Origin of the sequence: Pseudomonas sp. Irchel 3A18 (genome assembly GCF_900187465.1) — a bacterium.
Lineage (GTDB): Bacteria > Pseudomonadota > Gammaproteobacteria > Pseudomonadales > Pseudomonadaceae > Aquipseudomonas > Aquipseudomonas cichorii.
Genome location: NZ_FYDI01000009.1, coordinates 196668 through 211268, shown reverse-complemented (window position 1 = coordinate 211268; position 14601 = coordinate 196668). Strand labels below are relative to the sequence as shown.

Sequence of the window (14601 nt, the reverse complement as noted above, 5' to 3'; positions counted from 1 at the left end):
CAGCTCGGCCTGACCAACCCGATCCGCTTCCAGGGCCAGTACCACGATCATGAGACGGGGCTGCATTACAACCGATACCGGTACTATGATCCGAGGGTAGGGCGGTTTGTTAGTAAGGATCCGATTGGGTATGCGGGTGGGTTGAACCTGTATGCGTATGCGCCGAATCCTGTTGGCTGGATGGATCCGCTTGGGCTGGCAAAGTGCAGTTGTGATCCTTGTGGTATTGCAGCCCATGCTGAGCAGCCTTCTCCAAGACCTTCGGGAATGCAATCGCATCATATAATCCAGGATGCATGGGCTAAGACTAATGTTTCAGATTACTCACGAGGAAGCGCACCTGCAATTTTGCTGCCCGCCTCTCCACAGCACTCAACCGTTACGGCATTGCAAAATGCTCGAAGAGATGAGCGACTTGCTAACGGGCAATCTAAATGGGGGACATCAATGCAGGAAGAGTTTAGAAATTCCTATAGAGATCTTGGGGCTGCCGGAGTGAGTGAGAAATGTAAACGGAAGGCAATTAAACAGGCATACAAACATTTTTATGGATAAAAAATGAATATTTTTCAATGTATTTCTTCTCTTGCTCCTAGTTGGCATGTTCGTACAGGAGCTTCTGAATCGGTTTTACGTGGTATAGAAAGTAAAGTGGGGCTGGCTTTGCCTGCTGACTATAAAGAGTTTATGAAGTGGTCTGATGGTGGCGAGGGTAAGATTAAAAGTGTTTATTTGTCGATGTGGCCGTCAATACAGATTCTGGAATTGAATGATAGTTATAAAATTAATAGTTATTTAGGTGGTGAGGTCCTTGCTATTGGGTCTGATGGAGGACCAATTTGCTTTTTATTAGATTATCGCTTTTCAAAGGAGCCAAGATTTTCTTGTGTGAATTTCGGTGATCTTGACCCTGAGGAAATTAAAGAGATTGCACCCTCATTCGAGGCGGCGATCGAGTTAGCGATTTTGGGGAAAATAGTAGGTGATGATCTTTAAACGCTTTCATGGGATTGCGTTTTTCAAAATTGGATTGATGCGCAAAAGGCTTTGCTTGCCGACAGTTCGATCCAAGAAAAACCGAAGTATTTGACATAACACTCAGAATGAGAGTTCATCAACTGGAGATTCATGAGTGTTGCTGCCACAGGGTGGAGCACGGGTTGTGATTTCGCTACACCGAATTGGGTTACGAGCCACCTGCGCTGGCGGCAATGTGGCACCTAAATGGTTTAGGGAAGCTCTGAAGTAGGAATAGGTTGAGGGAGGACAGATACGTTATGAAAGACATCATCCGCCTGGGTGACTCCACCACCCATGGAGGCGTCGTCCTCGAAGCCTTCTCCCAAACCGACCTCAACGGCAAGCCCATCGCCGGTGTTGGCCATAAAGTCAGTTGCCCTCTGTGCAAAGGAATTTTCCCCATCGCCGAGGGCAGCAGTACTTATGCGGTGGATGGAACGCCCGTGGCCCTCGACGGTATGAAAACCGCCTGCGGGGCCAGTTTGATTGCCAGCGGGCCGAAGGGGGCTGTAGCCAGTTAACTGGGCGAAAAGACCCAGACCGAAACCTTTGCCTACGATGGCAACGGCAACCTGATCCTCGCCGATAACCCCCGACAGCCGCCTGACCTGGGACCTGTTCGACCGGCTGGTGCATTTCGACGATGCGCGCCTGGCAGTGGACTACGCCTACGACGCCCTGGGTCGCCGTCTGTACAAGCACTCGACTGCGCACACCCAACACCGCCCCGAAGCGGGCTCGCAATGGAACCGCAACGAACACGCCCGCAAGCAACGCGAACTGGGCTGCGGTTTCACCCTCTACGGCTGGGACGGCGACACCCTCGCCTGGGAAAGCAGCCCGGCGCAACACGAAAGTGGCACCGGCCGCACCGTGCACTACCTGTACGAACCCGGCAGCTTCGTGCCCGTGGCCCAGGCCCTGCGCCAAAGCCCGATCAACCTGCTCGACCAGCCCGACTACAGCGGCCCCTACAACTTCGACGAAGACCCACTGTGGCACCACAGGCCAAAAGCCCAACCCTTCGACGCCCTGGCCTGGTACCAGTGCGACCACCTGGGCACGCCACAGGAACTCACCGACCAGGACGGCAACATCGCCTGGAGCGCGCAATACAAGGCATGGGGAGAAATCAAGGAACAACGCTCGGCCTCAGCCCAACAGCTCGGCCTGACCAACCCGATCCGCTTCCAGGGCCAGTACCACGATCACGAGACTGGGCTGCATTACAACCGGTATCGGTACTATGATCCGAGGGTGGGGCGGTTTATTAGTAAGGATCCGATTGGGTATGCGGGTGGGTTGAACCTGTATGCGTATGCGCCGAATCCGGTGGAGTGGGTTGACAGGTTAGGTCTCAGCCCACGCTGCCGATATGACTCAAATATGAATCCATTAGAGAAAATGGCTCACAGTATACATGGCGAATCTATAAAACCCGGTGGATCGCCGAGGGCGTTCAACAGTGAAACAATTGCTGTAGCTGTTCTGGCTAGCCCCAATGGGGAGACTCAGACTGTGGCTGCATCCAGTCGTGGAAGAATGACAGGGGCTCAGAGGGCAAAGGCCGGTCTGTTGGGGGTCACACCTATTTCAGTGCCTAATGTCTCAGGCCCAGAGGGGCATGCTGAAGTTAATATCATCAACCGATATGCCGCGCAGAATGACATGAAGGTCGTTGATATTGCTGCAAGTCGCCCTATATGTTGCTCTTGTGAGGGAGCAATCCTTAATCATGGTGCAAACCCAGTTTCACCTGTTAAACGTAAAAGATAGTGGGGTTTTAAATGAATAACTCAGAGAAGGTTTCTTTTTTTGTACTGCTGAGATCATTTGATCGATTTGGTGGCTTGCTTAAGGAGATGAAGGTCGATATTCCGAAAGATATCATCTTGTTTCTGGATAAGCTTTGGGCATGTCTTGCTTCAGACTCCAATAAAATAAATATCAAACCCACTGTTAAAATTATCGATTCTGCTGTTGTAGATGAGCAGGACGCAAGTACTGAAGAGGTATTTAAAAATCTCTACATGTACGCACTTTCTGATTTACTTATGTTTTTCTCGGAGGGAGAGGAAAGCTTAAGTGCAGCGGAAAGCTCTATTGTAGATGCTTATGATTATATCGCGGCTCAAAATTTCTTACTCAATGAAAAGGGTGGAAAGGCTATGGCGTTGAGTGAAGATGACGAAAGGAAAATCAAAAACGACCCTATTTATATGAAAGAGCTTGATGCTTTACGAGTAGATAGGGAGTTTGCTGAAAAAATTGGCGAGTGGGAGAGAGTATTAGAGTTTCGATGAATTCCCTGACACGGTTGGCATAAGTGGAGGTGTTTTTATATTCAGGATAAATACGATGCGCATTGATGCCGTCAAGTAGGTATTAAAAGGAGTACTTAGTGAAAGACATCATCCGCCTAGGCGACTCCACCACTCACGGCGGCGTCGTCCTCGAAGCCTTCTCTCAAACCAGCCTCAACGGCAAGCCCATTGCCGGTGTGGGCCATAAAGTCAGTTGCCCTCTGTGCAAAGGGATTTTCCCCATCGCCGAGGGCAGCAGTACTTATGCGGTGGATGGAACGCCCGTTGCCCTGGATGGCATGAAAACCGCCTGTGGTGCCAGCCTGATTGCCAGTGGGCCGAAGGGCGCGGTGATCGGTTAGGCGAGACTCCCACAGACCCGGTCTGACTCTGCGGGAGAAGTCCGTTTTTACAACTTCGCCTTCACCGCCGCCAATGCATCCTTGTCGTCGATGGTCTTCACGCCGTCGAGCCATTTCTCGAGGACAGCCGGGTTGGCCTTGATCCAGGCTTTGGCAGCCTCGGCATTGCTGACTTTTTTATTCGCCACCTCGGCCATGATGCTGTTTTCCATTTCCAGGGTGAAGCTCAGGTTGGTCAGCAGTTTGCCCACATTCGGGCAGGCTTCGGCGTAGCCCTTGCGGGTCAGGGTGTAGACCGAACCGGTTTCACCGAAGTATTTCTCGCCGCCCTTGAGGTAGCGCATGCCTTTGATCTGCACGTTCATGGGGTGCGGCGTCCAGCCCAGGAAGGCGACGAAGGCTTTTCTCTTCACGTTGCGGTTCACTTCGGCCAGCATGGCCTGTTCGCTGGACTCCACCAGTTTCCAGTCGCCCAGCTCGAATTCGTTTTTCTTGATGATCTCCTGCAGCGACAGGTTGGCTGGCGCGCCGGAGCCGATGCCGTATATTTTCTTGCTGAACTTGTCGGCGAATTTGTTCAGATCGGCGAAGTCATGCACACCGGCTTCCCACACATAATCGGGCACGGCCAGGGTGAATTCGGTGCCTTGCAGGTTTTTGGCCAGTTGGGTCACATCGCCGGTGGCCACGAACTTGTCGTAGAAGCCTTGTTGCGCAGGCATCCAGTTACCCAGAAACACATCAAGCTGGCCGTCCTTGAGGCCGCCGAAGGCAATCGGCACTGCCAACGTGTCGACCTTGGCCTTGTAACCCAGGCCATCGAGCAGCAACCCGGTAATGGCGTTGGTGGCGGCAATGTCGCTCCAGCCAGGATCGGCCATTCTTACCGTGCTGCAACTCTGGTCAGCGGCATGCGCCGCCAGGCTGCATAACGTCATGACACCGACTGCCAGTGCTGTGGATAACTTATTCATGGATATGACCCTTTTGGTTTTCTCGGTGATGGCAGGGTTCAAGGTTGTGGATAACGTGCCTTGCGCTCCAGATCGTCCAGATCAATATGGTTGCGCATGTACTGCTGACTGGCGTCGACCAGTGGCTGGTGATCCCAACTCTTCAGCTTGCCGATGGCCAGTGTGCTGGCGACGAAACGCCGACGACGCTGGCTGGCGAGCACCTGGTGGTGTATCGCCGGTATGTCCCATCTGGCACGGGCTTCGGCCAGAAAATCATTGAATATCTGTTGATGGACAGGCGACTGGCTCAGTTCTTCCTGTTCCTTTGGATCGTTGTCCACATCGAACAATAGGCACGGGTCCTGTTCCGAGTAGATGAATTTGTAGGCGCCCCGACGAATCATCATCAAGGGACTGGTGGTGCCTTCGGCCATGTATTCGCCGAATACCTCGTCGTGGCCGTCTTCGCCTTGCAGGTGCGGCAGCAGCGAGCGGCCATCCAGCGGCAGGCCGCTGTCCAGTTGTCCTTCAGCCAGATCGACGAAGGTCGGCAGCAGATCGGCGGTGGACACCGAAGCACTCACGCGGCCCGCCTTGAAGTGGCCCGGCGCGTAGACCAGCAGCGGCACCCGCGCCGACATCTCGAACCAGTGCATTTTGTACCAGAGACCACGCTCGCCCAGCATGTCGCCGTGATCGCCCGAGAACACGATGATGGTGTCTTCGGCCAAGCCCGTTTCTTCGAGGGTTTGCAGCAGTTTGCCGACGTTGTCGTCGATATAGCTGCAAGCACCGAAGTAGGCACGGCGGGCATCGCGAATCTTGTCCACAGGCAACAGCTTGTCCCACAGGTCATACACCTTGAGCAAACGTTGCGAGTGCGGGTCCAGTTCATCCTGATCGGCGTGAGCCATCGGCAGCGGGATGTCTTCGTCGCGGTACAGATCCCAATAGCGCTTGGGGATGGTGTACGGGTCGTGAGGATGGGTCATGGAAACGGTCAGGCAAAACGGCGCGTCGCCATCCTGGCGGACATGATCAAACAGGTATTGGCGAGCCTTGAACACCACTTCTTCATCGAAATCCAGCTGGTTGGTGCGCACGCACGGCCCGGCCTGAAGCACCGACGACATGTTGTGGTACCAGCTTGGGCGCACATTCGGTTCGTCCCAGTTCACCGCCCAGCCATAATCGGCCGGGTAGATATCGCTGGTCAGTCGCTCTTCGTAACCGTGCAACTGGTCCGGGCCACAGAAGTGCATCTTGCCCGACAGCGCGGTCTTGTAGCCCAGGCCGCGCAGGTAGTGGGCATAGGTCGGGATGTCCGCCGGAAAATCCGCGGCATTGTCATAGGCACCGATCCGACTCGGGAGCTGGCCGCTGACCAGAGTAAAACGCGAAGGTGCACACAGCGGGCTGTTGCAGTAAGCGGAGTCGAACACCACGCCCTCGGCAGCCAAGCGACTCAGGTTTGGCATTTTGACGGGAGACGCTGCGTAGAACGGCAACATGGGCGCGGCCATTTGATCGGCCATGATGAACAGAATATTTTTGCGCTTCATGTAATCTCGGCATCCCATTGTCAGCAGTTATGCGAAAGTGCTGTCTTCGAGGATGAAGATCTCCGGTTTTAAGGTAAAGCCCACACAAAACAATGCCTAGGATAAGCACAGCTTATGTTTGAAACCCTCGGTGACATGTCGCTGGATCTGTTGCGGGCCTTTGAGGCAGCCGCTCGTCTGCGCAGTTTCACAGCAGCGGCCATGGAACTGGGCACGACACAACCTGCGATCAGCCAGCAGATAAAGCGCCTGGAAGAACAATTGGCGACCCGTCTGTTCGACCGGGTCTATAGGGGGATCGAGCTGACCGAGGCCGGAGAAATCCTGTTCAGCCATGTGCAGAGCGGGTTGCAGACCATGGACAGCGGCCTGGTTGCCATTACCGAGCAACATCAGAACGAGGTGCTGCAGGTCGCGACTGACTTTGCATTTGCGGCCTATTGGCTGATGCCGCGTCTGCATCGTTTTCACAAGCACCACCCGGATGTGGACGTCAGTCTGGTGACCAGCGAACGTAGCCACAGCATGCTCAGCGCGGATATCGATGTGGCGGTGCTGTTCGGGGACGGGCGTTTCAAGCAGGGTGAAAGCCGCTGGCTGTTCAGCGAAGAGGTGTTTCCGGTGTGCAGCCCGAAACTGCTTGCCGCTCGGACAACCCCTTTGCCCAATGAAGCTCTGCGCGAGTTTGCGCTGCTGCATTTACGCAGTGAAGGCAACAATAACTGGTTCGACTGGGCTGGCGTGTTTCGGGCACTCAATATTCCCCAGGCACCGGCGCCTGGCCAACTGCGCTTCGACAATTACACACTGCTGATCCAGGCCGCCATCGCCGGGCAGGGCGTTGCCATTGGCTGGCGACATCTGGTGGATGATCTGCTGGATCAGGGCCTGTTGTGCCGCCCCATCGCGGCCACGGCAATTTCTGCCTGCGGCTATTACGTGGTCTTGCCCCAGCGCAAGCGGCGGCTGCAGGTCGTGCAGCAGTTTGTCGACTGGCTGGCCAGTGAACAGGCACTTAGTGGAGACTCATTAACTGGCAAACCGCTACCATCGATTGCGGTTTGATCCTTATCTGTGGATAACTGGGAACAATCTTGAATCAGGGAGGACTTGGCAATGCAGGATGTCCAGGGCTATCACGCCCACATTTATTTCGATGCCCGGACCATCGGGCAGGCGCGGGCCTTGTGCGAAGCCGCCACGGCGAAGTTTGATGTGCAGATGGGGAGGGTTCACGAGCGACTGGTAGGCCCGCATCCGGACTGGAGCTGCCAACTGGGGTTCGGGCACTCGCAGTTTGCCGATGTAATGTTGTGGCTGGCGCTCAATCGAAACGATCTGGTGGTCTTTGTACACCCGCTCACGGGCGATGAGTTGAAGGATCACACCGAACACGCCATCTGGATGGGAGAAATCCGACCTCTTGATGTCTCCATATTCAAGACCTGAACCGCATGCTCATGGAGACACGGAGCTGTGTATAACCTGCTCCGCTATAAGCAGTGAAGATGTTCCAGGTCATGGAAGGGTGACTTCCACTTCATGCAAATGGCTTCAGCAGTGGTTTGTCGGTAATGTTTGAATCCAATAGCGCTATCCCGTGGAGATGTCATCACATGGACATTCGCACTCTGAAAAATCTCATGCAAGTCGCCCAGTGCGGCTCCCTGACCGCCGCGTCCGAAATCTGCTGCCTCAGTGTCCAGGCACTGGCCGCGCAGTTGAACAAGGTCGAAGCGCAGTTTGGCTTCAAGCTTTTCAAGCGCTCCAACAAGGGCCTGACCCTGACCAGTGCGGGTCAGGAACTTGAACCCTACATGGAACAGGTGCTGGAGGCTTCCCGGCAACTGGACAACAAGGTTGCCGCGCTCAATGTGTCGTCCTCGCAGATCCTGCGGGTTGCGCTCAACAGCACCTTGTCGAGCGAGGTCAACCGCTGCATCGTGGCGCGCATGATCGAGGCCTTCGACGATTGCCAGCTGGAATTCAGCTACGCCGAGTCGGTGGAGAACCTGAGCAAGCTCAATCACGAGAGCTTCGACATGGCCGTGCTGATCGGGCCGCAATCCATCAGACCCAGCGTTCTGCTGCCCTTCGTGCAAGTCCAGGTGGTGGGCGTGCATTGCGGGCCGAAAGATACGCCGCTGTCTTCGCTCAACGAAAAGCTCCAGGTTCGCCCCAGCAGCAGTTGCCCGTACTCCGACAGCTTCCAGCGCTTCATTGCCGGTGGCACGCCCAAGAAAGGCAAGCCGCCCAGCATTGTGTACTCGGGCAGCGAAACGCTGACGCTCTCCCTGATCAGGCAGCTGGACGGCATTGGCCTGGTTTCCAGGAGCGTTGCCGAACACAGCGGCCTGACCATCGTGCCCGGCTTTGAAGACTCGCTGGAAGTGCATCTGGTGGTGAACAATTCGAGCCTGTCATGCCAGGCCCTGAATTACGTGGTCCACACAGCATTACAGGACAGCGCTGATAGCAATGTAGGCCGCCACACCCAGCGCCACACTGAGAAACAGATTCCTGCTCAGGTATGCGCATAACAGCGTCGGGATCGCGGCAAGAAACTCGGGACGATCCAGTTGCAGTTGCTGGTTCTTGATCAGCAGCGGCGTTACGGTAATGGCGGCAACGATTGCCACAGGCAGGTACTCCAGCGCCTTGGCGATAAAGTCCGGCCAGTGCTCGGTATTGACCTGCAACGGCAGTGTGCGTGGCAGCAGCGTGACAGCGACCATCGCCGCCACCGCCAGAATCAGGAACGTTTGTTCAGGCATAGTCCGGCTCCGCAACCCAGAAGTGTGGCGATAAATACGTTGAAGGCAGAATCGCCCAGCAGGCTGAGCCCGCCCATGGCAACCACGGCAACCAGTGCCGCAATGAGCTTCTTGCGGGTATCGCACAGCGAAACCAGCACATACAGCATCATGGCGCTCAGGGCGTAGTCGAGTTTGTAGCTCACCAGATGCGCCGCATATTGCGCGCACAGCGCACCGATCAGGCCGCCGGCCACCCACGCGGTGTGGCAGTAGAGGTTGAAACCGATCAGGTAGCGGGCCGTGACCGGCTTGTCCTTGCCGAGCCGCACACTATGGAAGGCAAACGACTCGTCGGTCAGTTGCGCGCCATAGCAGAAGCGCTCCAGGCGACTCAGCTTCAGGGCGCGCAAGGCCTTGGCCATGTACACCGACATCAGCATGTGCCGGGCATTGATCAGGAACGTCGTGAGGATGATGGTCGGCAGCGAAGCTCCCGCGCTCATCAGCGCCAGGGCGGCGAACTGCGAAGCACCGGCATACACGAACAGACACATCGCGACCGGCAGCCAGAGCGGAAAGCCCGCATTGATCGCCATGAGCCCGAACACGAAGGCCACGGCAAAGTAGCCGGCCACGACCGGGCTGGCTTCGGCGAACGCACTGGATTTCTGCTTGGGAACCGGCATGGTTTGATCGATCGATAGCTTGCTCAAAGGTCTTTCTCGCAAGTGATTTCGCCTTTGGGTTCATGAAAACCCAGGCTATTCCAGAAATTGCGCCCCACCAGATTGTCGCCGTCGACGAACAGGAACATGCGTCGCACATTGAGGCGCTTCATATCTGCGGTGGCAGCATCCACCAGACACTGCCCGACGCCCTGACCACGATACTCGGGGCTGACCGCCAGATGATTGATGGTCCCGCGAGTCCCCAGTACCCCACCCAGAACCGCACCAACGACATCACCTTTGGCATCCTTGGCCAGATAGGCGATGGTGGTTTCGCGAGTCAGGATCCTCTGCAGGCATTTGGTGTCCTGCCACTGGCAGAACGCGACTTCCTTGAAAGAGCGGAAGAAGCTCTCCAGCAACGCGGCATCCTGATAAGTCGCTCGCTTGAGAAGGGCTATTTCTGCGGGTTCGAGATTTTCAGCGAACAATGTCAAAAGGCGTCCCCGGCAAGGAAAATGAAATAGCCATGATCTGACGATAGGCGATTTTGTGCGGGTCGCGATTGCTCGCAGGCGTTACGTAATGGCGCATTTCCCGGTCCAGGAAGAAAGTAGTGTCCAGCACTTCATCGTAGGTGAGTGCCGCCAGTTGTTCTTCCTGGGTGTTGTACAGCCGGCTCTGGGCGCCCTCGACGTTCTGCTTGCCCCAGAAATGCACGCCGCTGAAAGGGTAACCATCGCAATGGATGCCTTCGGGCGTGATTTCCAGCGTCTTGCCCGGTTTGATCTCGATACGGATCTGATGGATCTGGCATTGCCAGACCTTGTTGTGCAGATCTGGCGGAAGCACATGCTTATAGACTTCAAAATCCAGGTCTACAAGGCTGCGCACGACCGGCGAAGCGATGACTTCTTCGGAAAAGTCCTGAAAATGCCGCTCCATGCCGCCAACGTAGCGGTTATGGGCAGTGGACTGGACATAAGCTCGATGTTCGAGTTGGCGCAGGTCGCGAGTGACTGGGTTGTATTCAAAGTCGCTATAGCGGCGAAACCGCATGCCTGAATCGGCCTGCCCGTAGTACTTGTCCTCCTCCATGTTCTCCCAGCTCTTGGTGAGCCGGATGAAATCGGCGAAATGACCGTACAGACTAAAATCGCTGCCTAGAACATTTGCAAACTTGTCACGTTGTAGCGAGTGGCCAACTTCCTTGTTCAAGACAAGCATTTTCAGGGTCCTTTTCTACGGTGAGCGCCTAATTTAGACGTCACGGCAGATAGTTCCATGAAAAAGAATTTCAGGCATATCAAGCCCTGATTGATGCCCCTGAAGGGCTGCCGTCACCAGCAGGCAGCCCGTTTCGCATGTGATACTGAATCAATTCAGTACGCCATCGAAGATAGCGTAGACGATGCCTGCACCCGCTGCGATCAAGAGCCCCTGTGCATCAGAAACTTCATCTTCAGCCATTACGGGCATTGCGTACGCCATCGGCCAGGGCGGCACACAGACTCAGCACGCCATCCACAGCCTCTTCGGGGGATTTGGCTGTAGCGATCTTGTCCACCAACGCAGAACCGACCACCACGCCATCGGCCAGACGCGCGATAGCGGCAGCCTGCTCAGGCGTACGAATGCCGAAACCGACACTGATGGGCAAAGACGTATGGCGACGCAGGCGGGCGATGGCCTCGGTGACGTGCTCAGTGGTGGCCGAACCGGCACCGGTCACACCGGCCACGGACACGTAGTAGACGAAACCGGAACTGCGCTCCAGAACACGTGGCAGACGTGCGTCATCGGTGGTCGGCGTGGTCAGGCGAATGAAGTCGATGCCAGAAGCCTGGGCAGGCGTGGCCAGCTCGGCGTCATGCTCAGGTGGCAGGTCGACGATGATCAGCCCGTCCACACCGGCATCCTTGGCAGCCGCAACAAAAGCGTCCACACCAAAGCGATGAATCGGGTTGTAGTAACCCATCAGCACGATAGGCGTGGTCTGGTCTTCGGTACGGAACTCGCTGACCATCTGCAGGGTTTTCAACAGGGTCTGGCCAGCGTCCAGGGCACGCAGGGTCGCCAGTTGAATCGCGACACCGTCAGCCATCGGATCGGTGAAGGGCATGCCCAGCTCGATCACGTCAGCGCCAGCCGCGGGCAGCCCTTTGAGGACTTTCAGGGAAGTGTCATAGCCAGGATCGCCAGCGGTGATGAAAGTCACCAGTGCCGCACGGCCTTCGGTTTTCAGCTGGGCGAAACGTTGCTCAAGACGGCTCATACCGACTTCTCCTGGTTCTGTTCAGCAGCGGCCATGTGGCTCATTACGGTTTGCATGTCTTTGTCACCGCGACCGGAGAAGCACACGACCATCAGATGGTCACTGCTCAGGGTAGGGGCACGCTTGATGGCTTCGGCCAGGGCGTGGGCGGTTTCCAGTGCCGGAATGATGCCTTCGAGTCGGCAGCATTGATGGAAAGCCTGCAGGGCCTCTTCGTCGGTGATGTTGACGTACTCGGCGCGCTTCACTTCATGCAGGTAAGCGTGCTCGGGGCCGATGCCCGGGTAGTCCAGGCCGGCGGAAATCGAGTGGGCGTCAGCGATCTGGCCGTCGTCGTTCTGCAACAGGTAAGTACGGTTGCCGTGCAATACGCCAGGGACGCCGCCGTTGAGGCTGGCTGCGTGCTTGTCGGTGTCGATGCCGTGACCACCGGCCTCGACGCCAATGATTTGTACGCTGGCATCATCGAGGAACGGATGGAACAGGCCCATGGCGTTGGAACCACCGCCCACGCACGCCACCAGACTGTCCGGCAGACGCCCTTCCTTCTCCTGCATCTGAGCCCTTGTTTCCTTGCCGATGATCGACTGGAAATCACGGACCATCGCCGGGTACGGGTGTGGACCTGCCACGGTGCCGATCAGGTAGAAAGTGTCTTCGACGTTGGTCACCCAGTCGCGCAGGGCTTCGTTCATGGCGTCTTTCAGGGTGCCGGTGCCGGAAGTGACAGGCACGATCTCGGCCCCCAGCAGCTTCATGCGGAACACGTTGGCCTGTTGGCGCTCGATGTCGGTTGCGCCCATGTAGATCACGCAAGGCAGGCCGAAGCGGGCGGCGACTGTGGCCGTGGCAACGCCGTGCATGCCTGCGCCAGTTTCAGCGATCAGACGCTTCTTGCCCATGCGCTTGGCCAGCAGGATCTGGCCAATGCAGTTGTTGATCTTGTGCGCGCCGGTGTGGTTCAGCTCTTCACGCTTGAAGTAGATCTTGGCGCCACCGCAGGCTTCGGTCAGGCGCTCGGCGAAATACAGCGGGTTCGGGCGGCCGACATAGTCGCGCTGGAAGTAGGCCAGTTGCTCGGCGAACTCAGGGTCGGCCTTGGCGGCTTCGTACTCGCGGTTCAGGTCAAGCACCAGCGGCATGAGGGTTTCAGCCACGTAGCGGCCACCAAATGAGCCGAACAGGCCGTTGGCATCAGGGCCGCTGCGATAGTTGGTCTGGGTCATGGGGGCTCCAGTTGCAGTCTTGGGCGAATGGGTTGAGCCGGATCGGCAATGAGCTCACTTTAACCAGCGCACGCCAGGATGAAAACCGATAAGATCGCCACAACCTGTCAGGAAAACTCACATATACCATGAGCCGCGACCTTCCTCCCCTCAATGCCTTGCGCGCTTTTGAAGCCACCGCCCGCCTGGGCAGCGTCAGTCAGGCAGCGGAACAGCTGCACGTGACCCACGGCGCGGTCAGCCGCCAGTTGAAAGCGCTGGAGGAACACTTGGGCGTCAGCCTGTTCAGCAAGGACGGGCGTGGCCTGAAACTCACAGATGCCGGTGTACGTTTGCGCGAAGTCAGCGGTGAGGCTTTCGACCGCCTGCGCGATGTATGCGCCGAGCTGAGCCAGGGCAGCGCGGATGCTCCGTTCGTGCTGGGCTGTTCCGGCAGCCTGCTGGCGCGCTGGTTTATCCCGCGACTGGGGCGTCTGAATGCCGAGTTGCCGGACCTGCGCTTGCACCTTTCGGCAGGTGAGGGCGATCTGGACCCGCGTCGACCCGGTCTGGATGCATTGCTGGTCTTTGCCGAGCCGCCATGGCCGGCAGACATGCAGGTTTTCGAGCTGGCCAGCGAGCGTATCGGCCCGGTGCTGAGCCCTCGTTTCACACGCTTCGAAGCATTGCGACAGGCTCCGGCTCAAGCGCTGTCGAGCGAAACCTTGTTGCAGACCACATCACGCCCGCAAGCCTGGCCAAGCTGGGCGCAGCACAACGGGATCGATCCGCAGGCGCTGCGTTACGGTCAGGGTTTCGAGCATTTGTATTATTTGCTGGAGGCAGCAGTGGCAGGACTGGGCATTGCCATTGCGCCCGAGCCGCTGGTCACGGATGACCTGCGGGCCGGGCGCCTGGCAGCACCCTGGGGTTTCAGCGAAACCCCGGCACGACTTGCACTCTGGGTGCCCCGACGCGCTCCAGACGGTCGGGCGCAGCAGTTGGCTCAATGGTTGAAAAACGAGCTGGAGCGCTCCATCGAGCCGATCAGAAAATGATCATTCGCCGCGTTTGATCAACAGGTAGGCAGCAAGCAGGCCGATAGCCCCGACTGCAACACCCGCGGTCGTCCAGGGATGTTCCTGGGCATAGTCACGCGTGGCAATTGCGTTTTCACGAGTCTTGACCTTCACGTCCTCATAGAGATCGCTGAGCAGATGACGCGAATGGCTCAACGCATTTTCAGCATTGGCCTTGAGGCTTTTCAGCGTCTTGCGCGATTCCTCGGAAGCATCACCTTTGAGGCTTTCCAAAGACTTGAGAAGGCTCTCGATCTCCGCTTCCATGCTTTGCAACGAGGCTTTACGAAGTGAATTGCTAGCCATGGTATTTCTCCTGCTGTGGTGAGTAGGTGTGTTGTTTCCGACTCCAGGCTTTTTGGAAAGTGCGATGGTATTTGTGCAAAGTGCTGAACTTTTCTCTGCCTTTTCCTGA

Annotated in this window: 18 protein-coding genes and 1 pseudogene; 10 read left to right on the top strand and 9 right to left on the bottom strand. The window is 56.7% G+C overall.

What is annotated here, in order from left to right; translation table 11 throughout:
- The 6 genes and pseudogenes from CKW23_RS18580 to CKW23_RS18555 all read left to right on the top strand — a co-directional run.
- Positions 1-555, top strand: a 555-nt coding sequence (locus CKW23_RS18580; RefSeq protein ID WP_305885235.1) for an RHS repeat-associated core domain-containing protein, incomplete at its 5' end; no start/stop codon positions are given.
- A gap of 3 nt (positions 556-558) precedes the next feature.
- Positions 559-996, top strand: coding sequence for an SMI1/KNR4 family protein (locus tag CKW23_RS18575; RefSeq protein WP_081741905.1), 438 nt, complete (start codon positions 559-561; stop codon positions 994-996).
- A gap of 281 nt (positions 997-1277) precedes the next feature.
- Positions 1278-1541, top strand: a complete 264-nt coding sequence (locus CKW23_RS18570) for a PAAR domain-containing protein (RefSeq protein WP_025257860.1) — start codon at positions 1278-1280, stop codon at positions 1539-1541.
- Between the two features lie 76 nt (positions 1542-1617).
- Positions 1618-2388: pseudogene (locus CKW23_RS27010) on the top strand (RHS repeat-associated core domain-containing protein); the annotation flags it as partial.
- A gap of 419 nt (positions 2389-2807) precedes the next feature.
- Positions 2808-3323: a hypothetical protein gene (locus CKW23_RS18560; RefSeq protein ID WP_025257858.1), complete on the top strand. Its 516-nt coding sequence runs from the start codon at positions 2808-2810 to the stop codon at positions 3321-3323.
- A 98-nt stretch (positions 3324-3421) separates the two neighbouring features.
- On the top strand, positions 3422-3685 hold the full coding sequence (locus CKW23_RS18555; RefSeq protein ID WP_025257857.1) for a PAAR domain-containing protein: 264 nt from the start codon (positions 3422-3424) through the stop codon (positions 3683-3685).
- Between the two features lie 47 nt (positions 3686-3732).
- On the opposite strand, the gene choX is transcribed toward CKW23_RS18555, so the two are convergent.
- Complete coding sequence (gene choX / locus CKW23_RS18550; RefSeq protein WP_095068106.1) at positions 3733-4659, bottom strand: choline ABC transporter substrate-binding protein; 927 nt, start codon at positions 4657-4659, stop codon at positions 3733-3735.
- Positions 4660-4697: 38 nt separating this feature from the next.
- Entirely contained in the window at positions 4698-6203 is a 1506-nt protein-coding gene (betC, locus tag CKW23_RS18545; RefSeq protein WP_095068104.1) for a choline-sulfatase, read from the bottom strand.
- A 114-nt stretch (positions 6204-6317) separates the two neighbouring features.
- On the opposite strand from betC, the gene CKW23_RS18540 reads away from it, so the two are divergent.
- The 3 genes from CKW23_RS18540 (at position 6318) to CKW23_RS18530 (ending at position 8743) form a co-directional block, all read left to right on the top strand.
- Positions 6318-7268 carry a LysR family transcriptional regulator gene (locus CKW23_RS18540; RefSeq protein WP_025257854.1) on the top strand — a complete coding sequence of 317 codons (951 nt, stop codon included), beginning with the start codon at positions 6318-6320 and terminating at the stop codon, positions 7266-7268.
- Between the two features lie 51 nt (positions 7269-7319).
- Entirely contained in the window at positions 7320-7652 is a 333-nt protein-coding gene (locus CKW23_RS18535; RefSeq protein WP_025257853.1) for a DOPA 4,5-dioxygenase family protein, read from the top strand.
- Between the two features lie 167 nt (positions 7653-7819).
- Positions 7820-8743, top strand: coding sequence for a LysR family transcriptional regulator (locus tag CKW23_RS18530; protein ID WP_025257852.1), 924 nt, complete (start codon positions 7820-7822; stop codon positions 8741-8743).
- Here CKW23_RS18530 and CKW23_RS18525 read toward each other — a convergent pair.
- From CKW23_RS18525 to trpB, 6 genes are all read right to left on the bottom strand, one after another.
- Positions 8660-8977 (bottom strand): AzlD domain-containing protein, encoded by a 318-nt coding sequence (locus tag CKW23_RS18525; protein WP_074569063.1) that lies wholly within the window; start codon positions 8975-8977, stop codon positions 8660-8662. The two genes, CKW23_RS18530 and CKW23_RS18525, sit on opposite strands and share 84 nt — an antisense overlap.
- The gene (locus CKW23_RS18520) at positions 8956-9645 is read right to left on the bottom strand and encodes an AzlC family ABC transporter permease (protein ID WP_038400123.1); all 690 of its coding nucleotides are present in this window, start codon (positions 9643-9645) and stop codon (positions 8956-8958) included. Before CKW23_RS18520 ends, CKW23_RS18525 begins: the two co-directional genes overlap by 22 nt.
- Before the next feature lie 23 nt (positions 9646-9668).
- Positions 9669-10046 carry an N-acetyltransferase gene (locus CKW23_RS18515; RefSeq protein WP_025257849.1) on the bottom strand — a complete coding sequence of 126 codons (378 nt, stop codon included), beginning with the start codon at positions 10044-10046 and terminating at the stop codon, positions 9669-9671.
- A 61-nt stretch (positions 10047-10107) separates the two neighbouring features.
- The gene (locus CKW23_RS18510; RefSeq protein WP_095068103.1) at positions 10108-10854 is read right to left on the bottom strand and encodes a 2OG-Fe dioxygenase family protein; all 747 of its coding nucleotides are present in this window, start codon (positions 10852-10854) and stop codon (positions 10108-10110) included.
- A gap of 235 nt (positions 10855-11089) precedes the next feature.
- The gene (trpA, locus tag CKW23_RS18505) at positions 11090-11902 is read right to left on the bottom strand and encodes a tryptophan synthase subunit alpha (RefSeq protein ID WP_095068102.1); all 813 of its coding nucleotides are present in this window, start codon (positions 11900-11902) and stop codon (positions 11090-11092) included.
- Positions 11899-13128, bottom strand: a complete 1230-nt coding sequence (trpB, locus tag CKW23_RS18500) for a tryptophan synthase subunit beta (RefSeq protein ID WP_095068101.1) — start codon at positions 13126-13128, stop codon at positions 11899-11901. Before trpB ends, trpA begins: the two co-directional genes overlap by 4 nt.
- A 128-nt stretch (positions 13129-13256) precedes the next feature.
- Here trpB and CKW23_RS18495 point away from each other — a divergent pair, with 128 nt between their 5' ends.
- Complete coding sequence (locus CKW23_RS18495; RefSeq protein ID WP_095068100.1) at positions 13257-14165, top strand: LysR family transcriptional regulator; 909 nt, start codon at positions 13257-13259, stop codon at positions 14163-14165.
- Here the strand turns inward: CKW23_RS18495 and CKW23_RS18490 are convergent, their stop codons facing one another.
- Positions 14166-14492: a YqjD family protein gene (locus CKW23_RS18490; protein WP_025257845.1), complete on the bottom strand. Its 327-nt coding sequence runs from the start codon at positions 14490-14492 to the stop codon at positions 14166-14168.
- Between the last annotated feature and the right edge of the window lie 109 nt (positions 14493-14601).